19 protein-coding genes are annotated in these 16333 nt (G+C 53.6%); 13 read left to right on the top strand and 6 right to left on the bottom strand.

Annotation, left to right across the window (positions count from 1 at the left end):
- Positions 1-28: 28 nt before the first annotated feature.
- The 3 genes from ACORNT_RS01045 to ACORNT_RS01035 all read left to right on the top strand — a co-directional run bounded on the left by ACORNT_RS01045 (position 29) and on the right by ACORNT_RS01035 (position 2971).
- Positions 29-1336, top strand: coding sequence for an adenylosuccinate synthase (locus ACORNT_RS01045; protein ID WP_321394117.1), 1308 nt, complete (start codon positions 29-31; stop codon positions 1334-1336).
- 212 nt (positions 1337-1548) lie between these two features.
- Positions 1549-2787, top strand: coding sequence for a type III PLP-dependent enzyme (locus ACORNT_RS01040; RefSeq protein WP_321394113.1), 1239 nt, complete (start codon positions 1549-1551; stop codon positions 2785-2787).
- Between the two features lie 61 nt (positions 2788-2848).
- The gene (locus tag ACORNT_RS01035; RefSeq protein WP_321394112.1) at positions 2849-2971 is read left to right on the top strand and encodes a hypothetical protein; all 123 of its coding nucleotides are present in this window, start codon (positions 2849-2851) and stop codon (positions 2969-2971) included.
- Between the two features lie 29 nt (positions 2972-3000).
- Here ACORNT_RS01035 and ACORNT_RS01030 read toward each other — a convergent pair whose 3' ends face one another.
- A complete protein-coding gene (locus tag ACORNT_RS01030; RefSeq protein ID WP_321394110.1) occupies positions 3001-3882 on the bottom strand; it encodes an Abi family protein in 882 nt (293 codons plus the stop codon).
- Between the two features lie 437 nt (positions 3883-4319).
- On the opposite strand from ACORNT_RS01030, the gene ACORNT_RS01025 reads away from it, so the two are divergent.
- Positions 4320-5087, top strand: a complete 768-nt coding sequence (locus ACORNT_RS01025; protein WP_321394108.1) for a hypothetical protein — start codon at positions 4320-4322, stop codon at positions 5085-5087.
- Positions 5088-5250: 163 nt separating this feature from the next.
- Positions 5251-5697, top strand: a complete 447-nt coding sequence (locus tag ACORNT_RS01020; RefSeq protein WP_321394105.1) for a thioesterase family protein — start codon at positions 5251-5253, stop codon at positions 5695-5697.
- An 11-nt stretch (positions 5698-5708) separates the two neighbouring features.
- Here the strand turns inward: ACORNT_RS01020 and ACORNT_RS01015 are convergent, their stop codons facing one another.
- Entirely contained in the window at positions 5709-6188 is a 480-nt protein-coding gene (locus ACORNT_RS01015; protein ID WP_321394103.1) for a DUF6265 family protein, read from the bottom strand.
- Between the two features lie 152 nt (positions 6189-6340).
- Here ACORNT_RS01015 and ACORNT_RS01010 point away from each other — a divergent pair, with 152 nt between their 5' ends.
- Positions 6341-6901 (top strand): N-acetyltransferase, encoded by a 561-nt coding sequence (locus ACORNT_RS01010; protein ID WP_321394101.1) that lies wholly within the window; start codon positions 6341-6343, stop codon positions 6899-6901.
- A gap of 78 nt (positions 6902-6979) precedes the next feature.
- Here ACORNT_RS01010 and rpoH read toward each other — a convergent pair whose 3' ends face one another.
- Positions 6980-7873, bottom strand: coding sequence for an RNA polymerase sigma factor RpoH (gene rpoH / locus ACORNT_RS01005; RefSeq protein WP_321394098.1), 894 nt, complete (start codon positions 7871-7873; stop codon positions 6980-6982).
- A 174-nt stretch (positions 7874-8047) separates the two neighbouring features.
- On the bottom strand, positions 8048-9091 hold the full coding sequence (locus ACORNT_RS01000) for an RluA family pseudouridine synthase (RefSeq protein ID WP_321394093.1): 1044 nt from the start codon (positions 9089-9091) through the stop codon (positions 8048-8050).
- Between ACORNT_RS01000 and ACORNT_RS00995 the strand changes: the two genes are divergently transcribed.
- On the top strand, positions 9090-9482 hold the full coding sequence (locus ACORNT_RS00995) for a hypothetical protein (RefSeq protein WP_321394091.1): 393 nt from the start codon (positions 9090-9092) through the stop codon (positions 9480-9482). The genes ACORNT_RS01000 and ACORNT_RS00995 overlap by 2 nt on opposite strands.
- Before the next feature lie 3 nt (positions 9483-9485).
- On the top strand, positions 9486-9890 hold the full coding sequence (locus ACORNT_RS00990; protein ID WP_321394089.1) for a M67 family metallopeptidase: 405 nt from the start codon (positions 9486-9488) through the stop codon (positions 9888-9890).
- A 20-nt stretch (positions 9891-9910) separates the two neighbouring features.
- Here the strand turns inward: ACORNT_RS00990 and ACORNT_RS00985 are convergent, their stop codons facing one another.
- A complete protein-coding gene (locus tag ACORNT_RS00985; protein ID WP_321394086.1) occupies positions 9911-10252 on the bottom strand; it encodes a DUF3253 domain-containing protein in 342 nt (113 codons plus the stop codon).
- A 149-nt stretch (positions 10253-10401) separates the two neighbouring features.
- On the opposite strand from ACORNT_RS00985, the gene ACORNT_RS00980 reads away from it, so the two are divergent.
- Positions 10402-11028, top strand: a complete 627-nt coding sequence (locus tag ACORNT_RS00980) for a LysE family translocator (RefSeq protein ID WP_321394084.1) — start codon at positions 10402-10404, stop codon at positions 11026-11028.
- Here the strand turns inward: ACORNT_RS00980 and cysQ are convergent.
- Positions 11023-11820 (bottom strand): 3'(2'),5'-bisphosphate nucleotidase CysQ, encoded by a 798-nt coding sequence (gene cysQ / locus ACORNT_RS00975; RefSeq protein ID WP_321394082.1) that lies wholly within the window; start codon positions 11818-11820, stop codon positions 11023-11025. The two genes, ACORNT_RS00980 and cysQ, sit on opposite strands and share 6 nt — an antisense overlap.
- A 106-nt stretch (positions 11821-11926) precedes the next feature.
- On the opposite strand from cysQ, the gene ACORNT_RS00970 reads away from it, so the two are divergent.
- The 4 genes from ACORNT_RS00970 to ACORNT_RS00955 all read left to right on the top strand — a co-directional run bounded on the left by ACORNT_RS00970 (position 11927) and on the right by ACORNT_RS00955 (position 16318).
- A complete protein-coding gene (locus tag ACORNT_RS00970; RefSeq protein WP_321394079.1) occupies positions 11927-12565 on the top strand; it encodes a histidine phosphotransferase family protein in 639 nt (212 codons plus the stop codon).
- A 150-nt stretch (positions 12566-12715) separates the two neighbouring features.
- Positions 12716-15439 carry a chemotaxis protein CheW gene (locus ACORNT_RS00965; RefSeq protein WP_321394076.1) on the top strand — a complete coding sequence of 908 codons (2724 nt, stop codon included), beginning with the start codon at positions 12716-12718 and terminating at the stop codon, positions 15437-15439.
- Positions 15440-15450: 11 nt separating this feature from the next.
- Positions 15451-15909: a chemotaxis protein CheW gene (locus ACORNT_RS00960; protein ID WP_321394074.1), complete on the top strand. Its 459-nt coding sequence runs from the start codon at positions 15451-15453 to the stop codon at positions 15907-15909.
- A gap of 43 nt (positions 15910-15952) precedes the next feature.
- Positions 15953-16318, top strand: coding sequence for a response regulator (locus ACORNT_RS00955; RefSeq protein ID WP_321394071.1), 366 nt, complete (start codon positions 15953-15955; stop codon positions 16316-16318).
- The last annotated feature ends 15 nt before the right edge of the window (positions 16319-16333 follow it).

The following is a 16333-nucleotide window of genomic DNA, read 5'->3' as shown; positions in this document are numbered from 1 at the left end:
AAATCTGAAGACTGTGAAAGGGTAAAACGTGGCGAATGTTGTAGTGATCGGGTCCCAGTGGGGCGATGAGGGCAAAGGCAAGATTGTCGACTGGCTGAGCGAGAGGGCCGATGTGGTCGTCCGTTTCCAGGGCGGTCATAATGCCGGTCATACCCTTGTGGTTGACGGCGAGGTCTATAAACTGAGCCTGCTGCCGTCCGGTATCGTCCGCGGCGGCAAACAGTCCGTGATCGGCAACGGCGTCGTGGTTGATCCCTGGGCTCTTGTTTCCGAAATGGACCGGCTCCGCGCCCAGGGCGTGGATGTTGGCCCCCACAATCTTATTCTGGCGGAAAACGCCCCGCTGATCCTGCCGCTGCACGGGGAACTTGACGCCATCCGCGAGGACGCCACCAACGCCTCCACCAAGGGCGGTCCCAAGATCGGCACCACCCGCCGCGGCATCGGCCCGGCCTATGAGGACAAGGTCGCCCGCCGGGCCCTGCGCGCCTGTGATCTGAAATCCGACGCCGCCATTGAAATGCGCGTCGATGTGCTGCTGTCGCACCATAACCCGCTGCGTCGCGGTCTTGGCGTGGCCGAGGTCGACAGGGAAGAGCTGATCAAACAGATCAGGGAAATCGCGCCAAAGATCATCCCGTTCGTGCAGGCCAGCTGGCGGGTGCTGGACGAAGCCCGGCACAGCCGCAAGCGCATCCTGTTCGAGGGCGCCCAGGGCACCATGCTGGACATCGACCACGGCACCTATCCCTTTGTGACCTCCTCCAACACCATCGCCGGTCAGGCGGCGGGCGGCAGCGGCACCGGACCGGGCACCCTCAACTATGTTCTCGGCATCACCAAGGCCTATACCACCCGGGTGGGCGAGGGACCGTTCCCCACCGAACTGACCGATGAAGTCGGCCAGGGCCTGGGCAAGCGCGGCCATGAATTCGGCACCGTCACCGGGCGCAGCCGCCGCTGCGGCTGGTTCGATGCGGTGATGGTCCGCCAGGCCGCCAAGATCGGCGGCATTACCGGTATCGCCCTGACCAAGCTTGATGTGCTGGACGGCATGGACGAACTCAAGCTCTGTGTCGGCTATGAACTCAACGGCGAACGCCTTGACTATTTCCCGGCCTCCACCGAGGACCAGGCGAAAGTCACCCCGGTCTATGAAAGCCTTGAAGGCTGGTCCGACAGCACCTTCGGGGCCAGAAGCTGGAAGGATCTGCCGGCCACGGCGATCAAATATATCCGCCGCATCGAGGAACTGATCGAGACTCCGGTGGCGCTGCTCAGCACCAGCCCCGAGCGCGACGACACGATTCTGGTCACAGATCCCTTCGAGGGATAAGCTGGACAGCCCATTCAAAAAGCGCCCTCTGGTCCTGCAGATGGCGCTTTTTTTCACTTTTTTGATACCCTCACGGCACCCCGAATTATTTTATTGACATGGGGAGTCTTTGGCCCTAGATATCTTCGCTCTTGCCGAATCGGGCCTTCGCAACGTCGGCAGCTTTTTGTTCATATTTGCATGTGGATGATACTGTTGTGGAGGTCTTATGAATGGACTATTATCATAGTGTGAACGGGGTTCTGGCTGACCTTGAGCCAGTCGAACCCGTCTTTTGCCACCGCCCTTTTGCCGCACGTCGTGCAGCGAAATGGTTCCTTGATCATTTCCAGGGCGATGTGCTCTATGCGGTGAAGTCAAATCCTTCGCCGGTGATCCTTGACGCGCTCTATGAAGCCGGGATTCGTCATTTCGATGTCGCCTCTCCGGCCGAGCTCGAAAGAGTGGCCGCCTTCAAGGATGCCCGCTTCTACAACATGAATCCGGTCAAACATCCCCGCCATATTGCGATTTCCTATTTCGACTATGGTGTGCGGGATTTCTCCGTCGATTGCATGGCAGAGCTCGACAAAGTGCTGCAGGCGACAGGCTATGCCAAGGACCTGAATATCTTCGTGCGCCTGGCCGTCAACAACGCCAGCAGCATGCTGCCGCTGGACCGCAAATACGGTGTGCCGTTGCTCGACAGCGCCGAACTCCTGATGGCCGCCCGCCTGAACTCCGAAAAGCTCGGCGTCTGCTTCCATGTGGGAAGCCAGTGCATGGACCCTGAAGCCTACCGCCAGGCCATTACCCTCGCCAACCAGGCGATTGTGCGGGCCGGCGTGCTGGTCGATACCCTGGATGTGGGCGGTGGTTTTCCGTCCGCCTATCCGGGCGTACAGCCGCTTGACATGAGCCAGTATACCAATGTGATTCACGAGGCCTTTGCGGACTCTCTGGCGTCCGAGAACAGCCGCCTGATCTGCGAGCCGGGCCGGGCGCTTTCTGCCGAAACCGGATCGCTGATCACCCAGGTCACCCTGCGCAAGGATAACTATCTGTATCTGACCGAAGGCGCATACGGCGCCCTGTTCGATGCCGCCCACCTGAAGTTCCGCTATCCGGTCAAAATGATCCGCCCCGGCGATAATGGCGAGCAGGCCAGACTGACAGGTTTCAGCTTCTACGGCCCGACCTGCGACAGCATCGACTATATGCCCGGCCCCTTCATGCTGCCGGAAGACATCGGCATCGGCGACTATGTCGAGGTCGGCATGCTCGGTGCCTACGGCCAGAGCCTGCGCACCTCCTTTAACGGCTTCCATCAGGGCCCGGAAGTGATCGTCGGCGATGAACCCATGCTCAGCATGTACCGCAATGAGGTGGCAGAAGAAGCGGCTGCCGAGGCCGCCGGCCAGTATTTTGCCAATGACGACGTCGTCCCCCTGCAGGCGCAGCTGGGCGAATAGGCGACCGGGCCGGCAGCAAAGCGAAAATACAAAAGGGAGGGCATCGGGGCCCTCCCTTTTTTTGTCAGATTTTCAGCCGCGGGTCAGTGGTATCAATGAACTTGCCCGCGAGGGCCGACACGGCGGCGATGTCATCGCCGCGAAACTGGCCTACAAGATTCTCAACTACGCGCTGGGGAAATAAACTGTATTATCCGATATTCGAGAAAGATATTAGGGTTTGTTTTGCTTAATAAAACCCATATCTTTTTCATAAGGTATTGGGCAGGTTTTTATATGTGCAATAAGTCTATCATGCCATGAAGTATCACCTGCGATCAAATTCATCATGTGTTTCATTACACAAATTTGACCTTGGAGTTTATTTTCTCTGACAATGCCAAGGTTTGGCCCTTTACGCGGTATTTTTACGGAGGGAAATGTTCTATTCCATGTTCTGGAATGATGAGCACAGGTGTTTCTTAGAACTGTTAAGCTATGAAGCCAATTCTCAAGAACATCACATGAAACTGAAAAGTGATTGGCGATATCTTTTTTTTCTTCATTTTTTAGGAATTTAAAAAGGCGAGATAATGTGCCAATGCTGAGTTCTTCCATTACCATCCATGTTGGTGGAAGTTGAGGTTCCTTATATTTTTTATAATAATGTCGTATGGCTTCGCTGCTTTGCCTGCCACCGTTATTATGCCCTACATCTCTTGCAAACTTAACAATAATTTGTGCATGGTCTAGGGGGCTATTAAACAAAGAAGAGTTTTCAAACCAGTGGGTTCCATGATTCAGGGATAAACAGTTTGTTATTTGCGTTCTGACAGCAACTTCTATTCTTTCTAGAGCATCATATAAAATTAGTCTAAGCTGTCTATCAAATATATATAAATCAAGTATGTTTTGAAATGTAATATCTTCCTTAAATTGATGCTCTATGTCTACAGGTTCTGTTTTTCGGAAAGGGATAAAATAAGCTGAAAGTCTATAATAGCCAATATTATGTAAATAATATTTTGCCTTCTCCTTATCGTCGATTTTTAGATCTCGATTTTGAAGAAGTGCAATATGCTGATCTGGACTAAACGGTGGCTTCTCAAATTTCATATTGAGTTCCAATAAAAAAACCCCCCAAGAGGCGCATCGTGGAGAGGCGTGGGAGGTGTTGTTACCTATTCTTTATACTATATTCACTAAAAAATCAAGGTTTTTATGGAAAATATGTAAAAAATATTCTTTGTGTGTCCAGAAAAATAGAACTCCGAGATACTTTTTGTAGTATAGCCTGTTTGTTCAAAGATATCTTCTAATATTTAATGTTATAGAGTTTTATTAATCAGAATATCTTAGATACCTCATCCACACTTCCCCAATAATGCCCGCTGTCACGAGAGTGGTGAAGAAAATAATAGTCAAAAAACGCTATAAGTGGCGCTATTAAAGATTGAATGTCTTTTGGGTTGAAGGGTATAATTTTTATACCTTCATTAATTGCAAGAAAGAAATAAGTAAAATTGTCATCTTACAAGAAATTCGTAAATTCAATGAGGAAAATTCATGGAGAACTTGTCAGGGCTCTAGAAGGTTTCTCCCTCGTATTCTGCACAGAAAATAAAGAGAAAAAACTTGCACATGCTAAGGCTGTTCTTGAAGTTCTGAAAAACTTGAGAGGGGTATTTGCAGTGCCTGACTTGCCAGCTTGGTATGGGCCCGTTGAAAATGCATTCAGAAATTATGTGCAACATGGGCAGGCAGAGAAACATGCAGTAACTATATTTAATTTACTGGCAAAGCATCTGGCCGAGATTAGGGCGACCGATTGGATTGAAGTTGCTTTAAGAACTGGCAACAATGAAAACTTTGATAAGATTTTTGAGCGTTCGTGGCATGATAGCAATCTTGACGAATTGTTTGTTCGGTTAACAAGGTCAATTGAAAAAATCATAGAAACAGATGAAGTTGATAGCAGGAAAATTCTAAAAGAATTGGAGAGGCTTTTAAATATTGTGAGGGGAATGAACCAAGGATCTTACTTCTCGGTAATATGTACGTCACAATTTATAAATGCTTTCTTAAAGAATTTTGCATTTGAAGAATTGGATAAAGTGCCTGTTCTTGGTAGCGCATCAAAAGCGTTTAAAAAGACCTTGGAGGAAATTTCGACGAAATCTCAAATGTTACAGGATTCTGTGGGACAGGAACTTAAGGAAGAATATTTGATTCCAGGACCGACTGACAAAGATATTAAATCTGTCACCTTTGAGAAAAGAAAAGCGCTTCCAGCTCCTGAAAAGCAAGAAAACCAAAGCTGAAGGTTCTTTTTTTGGAAGAGAACTATGGTACTTCTTACCAAATATAAGTCTAAATCGTAATTGGTTGATCTGTGAATGTAGAACACCCCTCTCCACACTTCCCCCTTGTCCCTTTGCCACCCTGTCCGCTACACTCGTCCGGTAATAATCCAGGGACCCGAGCATGAATGACAACAGCATCCCTTTTACCGCCCCGTTCCAGGTGGCCTGGCGCGATCTGGACTATAACCGCCATATGGCCAATATCGCCTATTTCTCCTATGCGGCCCAGACCCGGCAGCTCTATTTCGCCGCCCGCGGCTTCGGGCTCGAGGAATTCGAGGCCTCCGGCGTCGGTCCCGCCACCCTGGATGAAACCATCCATTATCACCGGGAAATGAAATTCCTGGAGCACTTCACCGTCGATTATCTCTGCGGCGGCATGAATAGCAAAAAAACCCGCTATGTGATTGTCAATCGTTTCCGGGGCGAGGACGGCGAGATCAGGGCCGACATCAGCAGCCATTTCGTCTGGATGGACCTCAAGACCCGCCGGGCCGTCGCCCCGCCGTCCGCCATCGGCGACCTGATGGACGGACTGGTCAGGACCGATGATTTCAGGGAACTTTAGGGAGCTTAAAGCTATTTATCCCGCCCGAAGGTGATCTCGAAACCCTCCCCGTCGGGGCCGCGCACATCCGCCCTTAAGGCGCCGTCAATAAGCCGGTAATGGATTCTGGTCGGAAAATCATGATCCGGGTTTTCAAAGACGGCTTCCTTTTCCCCGCAGGCGGTCAGGCGGAAAGACACCGGTTCTTCATTCTGGGAGGCCATGACGATATAGAAAATGCCGTCCGGTTGTTGCCGCAGCAGGATATTTTCCTGAAAGCTGATCTGCCCTGTCGCGAGGTCCGTGGTCCGGCCGAGGCCGGTAAAGCTGTCGGGGCCTGATCGTTGCCAGCGTTCAATGGTCCGGCTTTTTCCATCGCCCAGCGACCAGTTGCCGAGGAACCAGTCGAGGTCCTCAAGGCTGCAGGGGGAAGGGGCCGCCCGGGCAAAAGTCGCAGGGAGGGCGGGCAGGAGACACATGACAAGCAGGAACAGGCGGAAATTTTTCAACATCAAGATTATCCCCTTTTTCAGGGTTTTATCATGACATATTTTTGTTCGAATGTCCTTATCAGTATGAAATATCTAAAACTTTAGCGGGTTTTCAAAAAACTGATACAATGGCCTTCTATGGTCTCCCGGTCATGAAACGGGGGACGCAGCACATGAGCGCGATTATGAATATCCGGGAAACCGAAACCGCCGACCTGCCGGTCATTATGGACATTCACCGCCGGGCCTTCGGCGGTGAGGCCGAGGCGGAGCTTGTCCGCGACCTGCTGGCCGATCCCACGGCCCGGCCGCTGCTGTCGCTGCTGGCGGAGGGGGACGCGGGGCCGCTCGGCCATGTCCTGTTTACCTCGGTCCGGCTGGCCGAGACCGTGCGCGGGGAGGAGCCTGTAGCCTCATTGTCGATCCTCTGTCCGCTGGCGGTAGTGCCGGAGGCCCAGGGACAGGGTGTGGGCGGCGATCTGGTCCGCTGCGGGCTCGAGGTGCTGGCCGATGTCGGCGCCGGCCTGGTTTTTGTGCTCGGCCATCCCGGCTATTACCCCCGCTTCGGCTTTACGCCTGCCGGCCGGCAGGGATTCGCGACTCCTTACCCGATCGCCGAAGAGAATGCCGACGCCTGGATGGTGCTGGCCTTGCAGCCCGGGCTGACCGGTAAATTACAGGGCCGGGTGATCGGCGCCGATAGCCTGATGAAGCCGGAATATTGGGTGGAATAGTCTAAAAAGAACCCCCAAAAAAACCACAAAAAAAGCCCCGGTGTTTCCACCGGGGCGATGCTGTAGGGATGTGCAGGATCAGTGTGTGAGGGCGGCGGGCTGCTGGGCCTTGGCCGCATCCATCATCGCTTTCTGAAGTTTTTCGAACGCCCGGACCTCGATCTGGCGGACCCGCTCGCGGCTGATGTTGTAAACCTGGCTGAGTTCCTCCAGGGTTGACGGGCTGTCCTTCAGGCGCCGTTCGGTCAGGATATGCTGTTCGCGCTCGTTGAGGCCCTTCATGGCCTCGGCCATCAGGTCACGGCGGTAATCCATTTCCTCGTTTTCCGCATAGGCGGTTTCCTGGTCGACAGTATCCTCATCGACCAGCCAGTCCATCCATTCGCCTTCCGCATCGGCGCGCATGGGGGCATTGAGGCTGTGGTCGGCGCCGGCAAGGCGGCGGTTCATCTGCACCACGTCATTTTCCGACACGTCAAGCTTGGTGGCGATTTCGGTGACATGATCGGGATGCAGGTCGCCTTCCTCGATGGCCTCGATCTGGCCCTTGAGGCGGCGCAGGTTGAAAAACAGTTTTTTCTGGGCGGCGGTGGTGCCGATTTTGACCAGCGACCAGGAGCGCAGGATATATTCCTGAATGCTGGCCCGGATCCACCACATGGCATAGGTGGCAAGCCGGAAGCCGCGATCCGGGTCGAATCGCTTGACCGCCTGCATCATGCCGACATTGCCTTCGGAAATCAGTTCACCGATGGGCAGGCCGTAACCGCGATAGCCCATGGCGATTTTGGCCACCAGACGCAGGTGAGAGGTGACAAGCTGGTGGGCGGCCTCGGTATCGCCATGCTCACGCCAGGACTTGGCCAGCATGAACTCTTCTTCAGGTTTCAGCATCGGAAACTTGCGGATTTCCTGCAGATACCTGGTCAGGCTGCCTTCCGGCGTTAATACGGGTAAATCTTTGCTGGCCATTTGCTTTTCTCCACCTTGCAGCGCGGGGCTGCTTTGTACTCCATGATACTTTTTATACGGCACCAGAGTCAAAACGGATCTGTCAAACCGGATGCCGGTGCCTCTGTTACTGCCTGCTATTGTTATAACATATCGTGATGAACTCAATATGAACTTATCAGGATACCTTGCCTATCAGGATTCAAGGGCAGTAATAAGGCGTTTCATGTCATTTGGGAGTTCGCTTTCGAATTTCAAGTGTTCGCCGGTCACAGGATGCTTGAATCCGATCACATAAGCGTGAAGGGCCTGGCGCTTGAAGCCGAGCACGGCGGCGCGGGCCTTTTCCGAGAAATTCCTGATCGGCGGGTTTTGCCGGCCATAGAGCGGATCACCGATCAGTGGATGACCGGCGGCCGCCATATGAACGCGCACCTGGTGGGTGCGGCCGGTTTCCAGTTCGCACTGCACCAGAGAAATACTGGGCGGCAGGGCCGCGGCCCTGATTTTCTTGCCGCCACCGGTTTTCTGCACCTGGCGCGGCGGTTCCAGCCGGCGGATGACCCGGTAATTGGTCAGGGCGTATTTGCCGCCGGTCTCAACCACGCCCATGCGCAGGCGGTTTTTCGGGTCGCGGCCGATATTGGCCTCGATCATGCCGTCGGCCGGGTTGGGCACGCCCCAGACCACGGCGAGGTAAGCCCGCTCCATGCTGTGGTTGGCGAATTGTTTGGCCAGTTTCTTGTGCGCCTTGTCGGACTTGGCCACCACCATCAGGCCGCTGGTGTCCTTGTCGATGCGGTGGACGATGCCGGGGCGCTTGACCCCGTTGATGCCGGACAGGCTGTCGCCGCAGTGATGGATCAGGGCGTTGACCAGGGTGCCGGCGCGGCTGCCCGGGGCCGGGTGAACCACCATGCCGGCCTGTTTGTTGAGCACGATCAGGTCGTCGTCTTCATAGACGATATCGAGCGGGATATCCTCGCCTTCCGGGTCGGGCTCGGTCAGGTCGGGAATTTTGACCTGGAATCGCTCATCCGGTTTGACCCGGTGGGACGGGTCGTCTATTGTCTGCTGATTATTTTCCGGGCCGATGAGAACCTGGCTTTCGGTAATCAGCTGCTTCAGGCGTGAACGGCTGATCTCCGGCAGATGGGTGGCCAGAAATTTATCCAGACGCAGGCCCTTGTCCTCGTCTTCAACCGTCAATTCATATGTTTCAGGATCATTGTTTGTCATGTCAGAACCACAGATGCCAGTTAATCAGCGTGTACTCAAGTGGATTGTGATCATTTTGGGGATTTTAATTGTCCTCGGCCTGATTGTGATCGTTTATACGGTGGCCAGCCGCCTGTCGGAACGGGCCGAACGCAAGGCCGCTGAACTGAAGCAGAAGGAACTGAGGCAGGAACAGATGCCGGTGGAGCCGTCCTGGGCGCTGACCGGGGGGATGCTGTTCCCGGAAGAAGTTACCGTGCCGCTGGAAGCCGGTGAAAATGTGGCCTCCGCCAGCATGGTGCCGCAGGGGATTCTGTTGACCCTTCAGCGGGGCGGGGAGACCACCGGTCTTCTGCTCATCAGCCCGGACGGGACCGTGCGTAGCCGCTTTGTGATCCAGCGTCCGGAATAAGTCATGACCCTGCGCCTTCCCCAACGCTGTCTTGACCGGATGAAGGCTGCGGGGGCGGCGGCGTATCCCCATGAAGCCTGTGGGCTTCTGGTTGGTGAGGGGGAGGAAGTTCTGGAAGTGGTGCCGGCGGACAATGTGGCGGATCAGCCGGGTAAGGCCTTTGAGATTGATCCGGAAGTTCTTTTGCACTGGCAGAAAAAACTGCGCGGCAGTGCCCAAAGGATTCTCGGCCATTATCACAGTCATCCCGACCATCCGGCAGATCCGTCAAAGCGGGACCGGGCCCGGATCTATGAAGACGGGCTGGTCTGGGCGATCCTGTCGGTGACAGAGGACGGCGCCGGGGAAATCAATTTTTACAGGGCCGGGCAGGGGGACTTCACCCCTCTCGAGGTTTCAGTCTTCTGATTTTTCAGTCTTCTGATTTTTCAGTCTTCTGATTTTTCTCTGGCCGGGAAGCTCACACCTTCGACAGGCTTGGAGAATTTCACCAGACCCTTCATTTTTTCCGGATCGATCGGCTCGCCGCGGCGCAGGATGCTGATGCGGCCCTGTCGTGCCAGATGTTTGGCCTGCTGCTTGACCGCCAGTAGATATTTGCGCCAATAATCATGCGGCGCTTCCTTGGGCCCCCGGTCCTTTGAAATCATGATGGCCACATCGCGGGGCGAGGCGGTCTTGCCGCCCTCTATGGCTTCCATGATATAGCTGATGACATAGTCCTCGGCTTTTTCCATTTCTTCCGCTGACGGGTCGTGCTCTGTGTTCATCTCTGTATCCTTTTCTCTCCGCGCTCTAACATGAATTTTTCCTGACCGCTATATTTCTTTTCGGTGAAATGGGACAAAAAACAAACTTCGGGGTGTTCAGGGCCGGATAAGGGGCTATATATAGGCAAAATCAGGAACCGGACCAGTATATGTCGCCAGTTTATCTTTTATGGGGAATCCTCATCGGTATCATTGTCGCCGCGCCCATGGGCCCGGTCAATATCCTTTGTATCCGGCGAACCCTCACTCACGGCCCCATGAACGGATTTGTTATCGGCATGGGGGCCGCTCTGGCCGACACCATCTTTGGCGCCATTGCCGCCTTTGGCCTTGCCGGGGTGACCCATCTTCTCAACAGCTACAGCCTGTGGGTGGAACTGATCGGCGGCGTGATCCTGCTGGCGGTGGGGCTCAGGATCTGGAACAGCCATCCGCACCTGACCGATGCGAAGGATGATACCGGCGACCGCATCAAGGCCTCGGTCGGGGCCTTTCTGCTGACCATTACCAATCCCATGACCATCCTGGGGTTTGTCGCCATCTTCGCCGGTCTCGGTCTTGGCAATATGGCCAAGACCCCGATCAATGGCCTGTTTCTGGTGGCCGGCGTTCTGCTGGGCTCGGCCCTCTGGTGGTTCGTGCTCACCGAGGGCGTCGCCCATATGAAAAAGAAGCTGACCGACGATCACCTTTTATGGATCAACCGGGGCTGCGGGATCATTGTGCTTGGTTTTGGCCTGTGGGCTCTGGGTAAGAATATTCCCCTGATTTTATAGTTCCACCTTGCCGTTGGCGATGAACGGGCCGTTGCGGAAGTCAACCTTGCCATAGAGGAACGGGGAGCCGTCCGGATTGACCACATCGCCGCCGGCCGCCCGCAGCACCGCATGACCGGCGCCGGTATCCCATTCCATGGTCGGGCCGAAACGGGGGTAGATATCCGCCTCGGCGCTGGCCACAAGGCAGAATTTCAGCGAACTGCCGATGGATTTGGTATCCGTGATGCCGTATCTGTCGAGAAAATCGTTGGTCGCGTCGTCCCGGTGGGACTTGCTGGCGACACCGACAATACCGTCCTCGGGCACATCGCGCACGGTGATCGGGGTTGCATTTGACGTCACGCCGTCATCGCTCACATCCATGATCAGGGCTTCGCCTGCCGATTTGGCCAGATAGAGCTTGCCCAGTGCCGGGGCATAGACAATGCCGAACACCGGCAGGCGGTTTTCCACCAGGGCGATGTTGACCGTAAAGTCCGATCCCTTTTTGATAAATTCCTTGGTGCCGTCCAGCGGATCGACCAGCCAGAACCGATTGTCGACATCGGGAATGTTTCCGGCGGCGGCACTTTCCTCAGCGACCACAGGGATTTCCGGGGTGAGGGGAGCCAGATCCGCCAGAATGATTTTTTCCGCTGCTTCATCGGCGACCGTGACCGGTGACGTATCGTCCTTGAAAACCACTTCGAAATCCTGGGCGTAAATCTCCATGATTTTTTGCCCGGCCCGGATGGCGGTGGGCACAAGCACATCTGCAAGTTTTTGAAAATCAACAGGCTGGTCGGTCATAAATTGAAACTTTCTTCTTTACTGCGATTGTTGAATATCGTTAATTTAGGTCCCATTATATGGTCGTAATTTCGGCTGTCACCTATCTTGAGAGAAAACCGTACACATGAAAGACATCGAATTCGCCGCCCTGCTTTGTTCAAGACTTTGCCATGACCTGATCAGCCCGGTGGGCGCCATTGCCAACGGCATTGAAATACTGGCGGATGAAGATGACGAGATGATGCGGACCGAAGTTCTCAAGCTTCTGGACCAGAGTGCCTCCCAGACCTCCAACCGCCTGCAGTTTTTCAGGCTTGCCTTTGGCGCGGCCGGCGGATTTGGCGAGAAAGTGCCTCTGGATGAGGCGAAAAAGGCCGCCCGGGCTTTGTTTGCGGCGTCAAAAGTTGAGGTCGACTGGAAGTCCCAGGTGGGTGTCATGAACAAGGACGCCATCAAACTGATGCTGAATATGGTGCTGCTGGCCGGGGAGAGTCTGATCCGCGGCGGCCAGATGACGGTCGAAATCGAGGATCTGACCGAAAGCATTCTGATCAACATTACAGTGACCGGTGACAAGGTGATTTTCCAGGACAAGATCAATGATGCGCTACTGGAAGATGTTGATGATCAGGACATCGAACCAAAAACCGCGCCGGCCTTTCTGGCGAGGAATGTGGCGAAAAAAATCGGGGCAAATATCAGCAAAACCTCACATAATGAACAGAGTTTTTCTCTTTCTGCCTCATATCCGGTGAACCGCTAGGCGCGGTCACCCCGCAGTTATCCTTCATTAATTCAGTAAAAGATCAAATACTTCCATAAAAGCCAGAAGACTTTACAGCTTTTTAACCAATTTCTCTCATCTTAGTGGAAACTAAAAGTATCTTTATCCCCAAGGAAGAAGGTTGAGAGTATGGATGATCTGTTAAACGAGTTTCTGACGGAAACAGCAGAAAGCATTGATGTTGTGGATGTCGAACTGGTCACCCTCGAGCAGGACCCCAACAATAAATCGGTTCTGGATAATATTTTCCGGCTTGTGCACACTATTAAAGGTACCTGTGGTTTTCTGGGCCTGCCGCGGCTTGAATCGGTTGCCCATGCAGCCGAGAATGTGCTTGGAAAATTCAGGGACGGCGAACTGGTGGTGACACCGGATGCGGTGACCCTCATTCTGGCGTCTCTCGACCGGATCAAGGAAATCCTCGCCGGGCTTGAAGCGACGGAAGAGGAACCTTCAGGGGACGATAGCGAGATCATCGGAAAACTGAACGCAATGGCCTCCGGTGAGGCGGCACCTGCTGCGCCGGCTCCTGTTGTCAAGGCCGAACCGGAACCCGAACCCGAGTTTGTGGAGCGTGAAATCGTTTCCAGCGTCGGCAAGGTGCCGGGTGAAGTTTCGCTGGAAGAACTGGAAGCTGCCTTCAATGCGGCGCCCGGACCGGACGATATCGAGCCGGAAGAAGAGCCCCAGGCTGAGGAGCCGGTATCGGCTGAAGCAGAAGCTGATGTTCCGGAACAGGAAGAAGTCAAGGAAGTGGCGGCTGCCAAAGGCAAGACCGGCAACGAACCCAGTGTTGCGAACCAGAGCATTCGTGTAAACGTCCAGCTGCTTGAAGACCTGATGAATATGGTCAGCGAGCTGGTATTGACCCGTAACCAGCTGATGCAGATCCTGCGTCGCTACGGGGATTCAGAATTTTCCATTCCGCTGCAGCGTCTGAGCCAGTGTACTACCGAACTGCAGGAAGGGGTTATGAAAACCCGCATGCAGCCGATCGGGAACGCCTGGGCCAAATTGCCGCGCATCATTCGCGACCTGCAGGTGGAACTTGGCAAGAAAATCGACCTGCAGATGCTCGGGGCCGACACTGAACTGGACCGTCAGGTTCTTGAGCTGATCAAGGATCCGCTGACCCATATGGTCAGAAACTCTGCCGACCATGGTATCGAAATGCCTGCCGACCGTAAGGCAAAAGGCAAGAAGCAAACCGGTACAATTCGCCTGAACGCTTTCCATGAAGGCGGCCATATCATCATCGACATCACTGATGACGGCGCTGGCCTGCCTGTTGAAAAACTGAAGGCAAAGGCCCTGAAGAACGAGCTGGCAACAGAAGCCGAACTGGCGGAAATGTCCGATCAGCAGATTCAGAAGTTTATTTTCCACGCCGGTTTCTCAACAGCTGAAAAAGTGACCAGCGTTTCCGGACGTGGCGTCGGTATGGATGTAGTACGCAGCAATATCGAGAAAATCGGCGGCACCATCGACCTGAAATCCATCGAGGGCAAGGGCACCAGCTTCTCCATCAAGATTCCGCTGACCCTGGCTATCGTATCCGCCCTGATTGTCAAATCCCGCGAAGAGCGTTTTGCCATTCCGCAGATCAGTGTTCTGGAACTTGTCCGCACCTCTGACGATTCCGAGCATCGAATTGAATATATTAACGAAACACCTGTTCTGCGACTGCGTGACCGTCTTCTGCCGCTTGTTTATCTTGAGAAAATCCTCGGCTTTGGCGGACAGGACGGCGAAGAAGAAGTTGAAAGAAAAGAAGACTTTATTGTCATCACCCAGGTTGGCGCCTTTACCTTTGGTATTGTCGTTGACCAGGTCTTCGACACGGAAGAAATCGTGGTGAAACCGGTGGCGCCAATTCTGCGTGATCTGAATATTTACTCAGGAAACACCATTCTGGGCGACGGTAGTGTGATCATGATCCTTGATCCGAACGGCATTGCTTCTGAAACAGGTGACGCACTTTCCGACCTGTCTGACAGTGAAGTTGCCGAGGATGAAAACATGGCAATTGCCAACGTCTTTAACGAAAAAGAAGCCATCCTTCTGTTCCGGGCCGGTGACAAGGCTCAGCGCGCAGTACCGCTGTCGCTGGTCGCCCGCCTTGAAGAGGTTGACGCCGAGAATATTGAAACCTCTGACGGCAAGCCGGTTGTGCAGTATCGCGGTCAGCTTATGCCGCTGATCAAGCCGTCTGAAAATGTTCAGATCCGCGAAAGCGGTCGCCAGCCGGTTCTGGTTTTTGCCGACGGTGACCGGACCATGGGTCTGATGGTGGACGAGATTGTCGATATTCTGGAAGATCGCATTGAGGTGGAACTGTCCTCCAAGGTGGAAGGCCAGATCGGCACAGCCGTGATCAATGGCAAGGCGACAGAAGTTATCGATGTGGCCCATTATATTGAAAAGGCCTTCGGTAAGGTCCATGGAACCGGGAATGCCGACAAGACAAAAGATCGTCAGCACATCCTGCTCGTGGACGACAGCCCGTTCTTTCTCAACATGATCCGTCCGCTGCTCAGCGCAGCCGGTTACAACATCACTGCGGTCAGCACAGCTGCCGAGGCCCTCGCCCTGCGCGACAAGGGACGCCAGTATGATGTGATCATCAGCGACATCGAAATGCCTGAGATCGACGGTTTCTCCTTTGCCGAGAAAGTCCGCAAGGACGGTGCATGGCAGGATATTCCGCTGGTGGCGTTGTCCTCCCGCTCGACACCTCAGGATTTTGAGCGTGGACGTGAGGTCGGTTTCAACGACTATGTGACAAAACTGGACCGTGACATGCTGCTGGAAACCATTACCCAGCAGATCGGTAACAAGATGACAGCAGCCTAGGAGTATTAGTCATGACCAGCAGTGTAAATAACAATGATTTTGTAACCATTCGTCTTGCCGGACAATTGTGCGGCATTCCGGTTCTCACCGTTCATGATGTATTGTCTTCCCAGAAGATCACCAGGATTCCCCTGGCACCAAGTTCTGTGGCCGGTGTGCTGAACCTGCGGGGACGGATTGTAACGGCAATTAACCTGCGCAAACGCCTGGGACTGCCGGAAGTCGGCGATGATTGCCAGAAAATGAGTGTCGTTGTTGAATATGTAGGCGAACCATACAGCCTTCTGATCGACAATATCGGGGATGTGCTTTCACTGCCGGAAGAATCCTATGAACGCAATCCGGTGACACTGGATGCCTGTTGGCAGGAAGTATCCGGCGGGATTTACCGCCTGGAGAAAGAACTTCTCGTTATTCTGGATGTAGAAAAATTATTAAATTATGGGGCCGATCAAGCTGTCGCAGCATAATGGCAGCAGATCAAATATTTAAAAGAGTCTGGAGAATAAAAAAATGAAATCCTGTCTTGTAGTCGATGATTCAAAAGTCATCAGAAAAGTCGCAAGGAGAATTCTGGAAGAACTCAGCTTTGAAGTGGTCGAAGCCGTAGATGGACAGGACGCGCTTGACGCTTGCAAACGATCCATGCCGGATGTGGTTCTGCTGGACTGGAATATGCCGGTCATGAATGGTCTTGATTATCTGAAGGCTCTCAGAAGTACCGATGGTGGTGACGGACCTGTTGTCGTTTTCTGTACGACCGAGAATGATATGAGTCACATCAGCGCCGCAATTTCCGCCGGCGCCGACGAATATATTATGAAACCCTTTGACCGTGAAATTATTGAATCAAAATTTTCCCAGGTAGGTTTAATTTAATAGGAAGTCCATACA

It is taken from the genome of Emcibacter sp., from assembly GCF_963675455.1.
Taxonomy (GTDB): domain Bacteria; phylum Pseudomonadota; class Alphaproteobacteria; order Sphingomonadales; family Emcibacteraceae; genus Emcibacter.
Note: the sequence above shows the minus strand (reverse complement) of the source record. Positions and strands in the feature narration are given on the sequence as shown.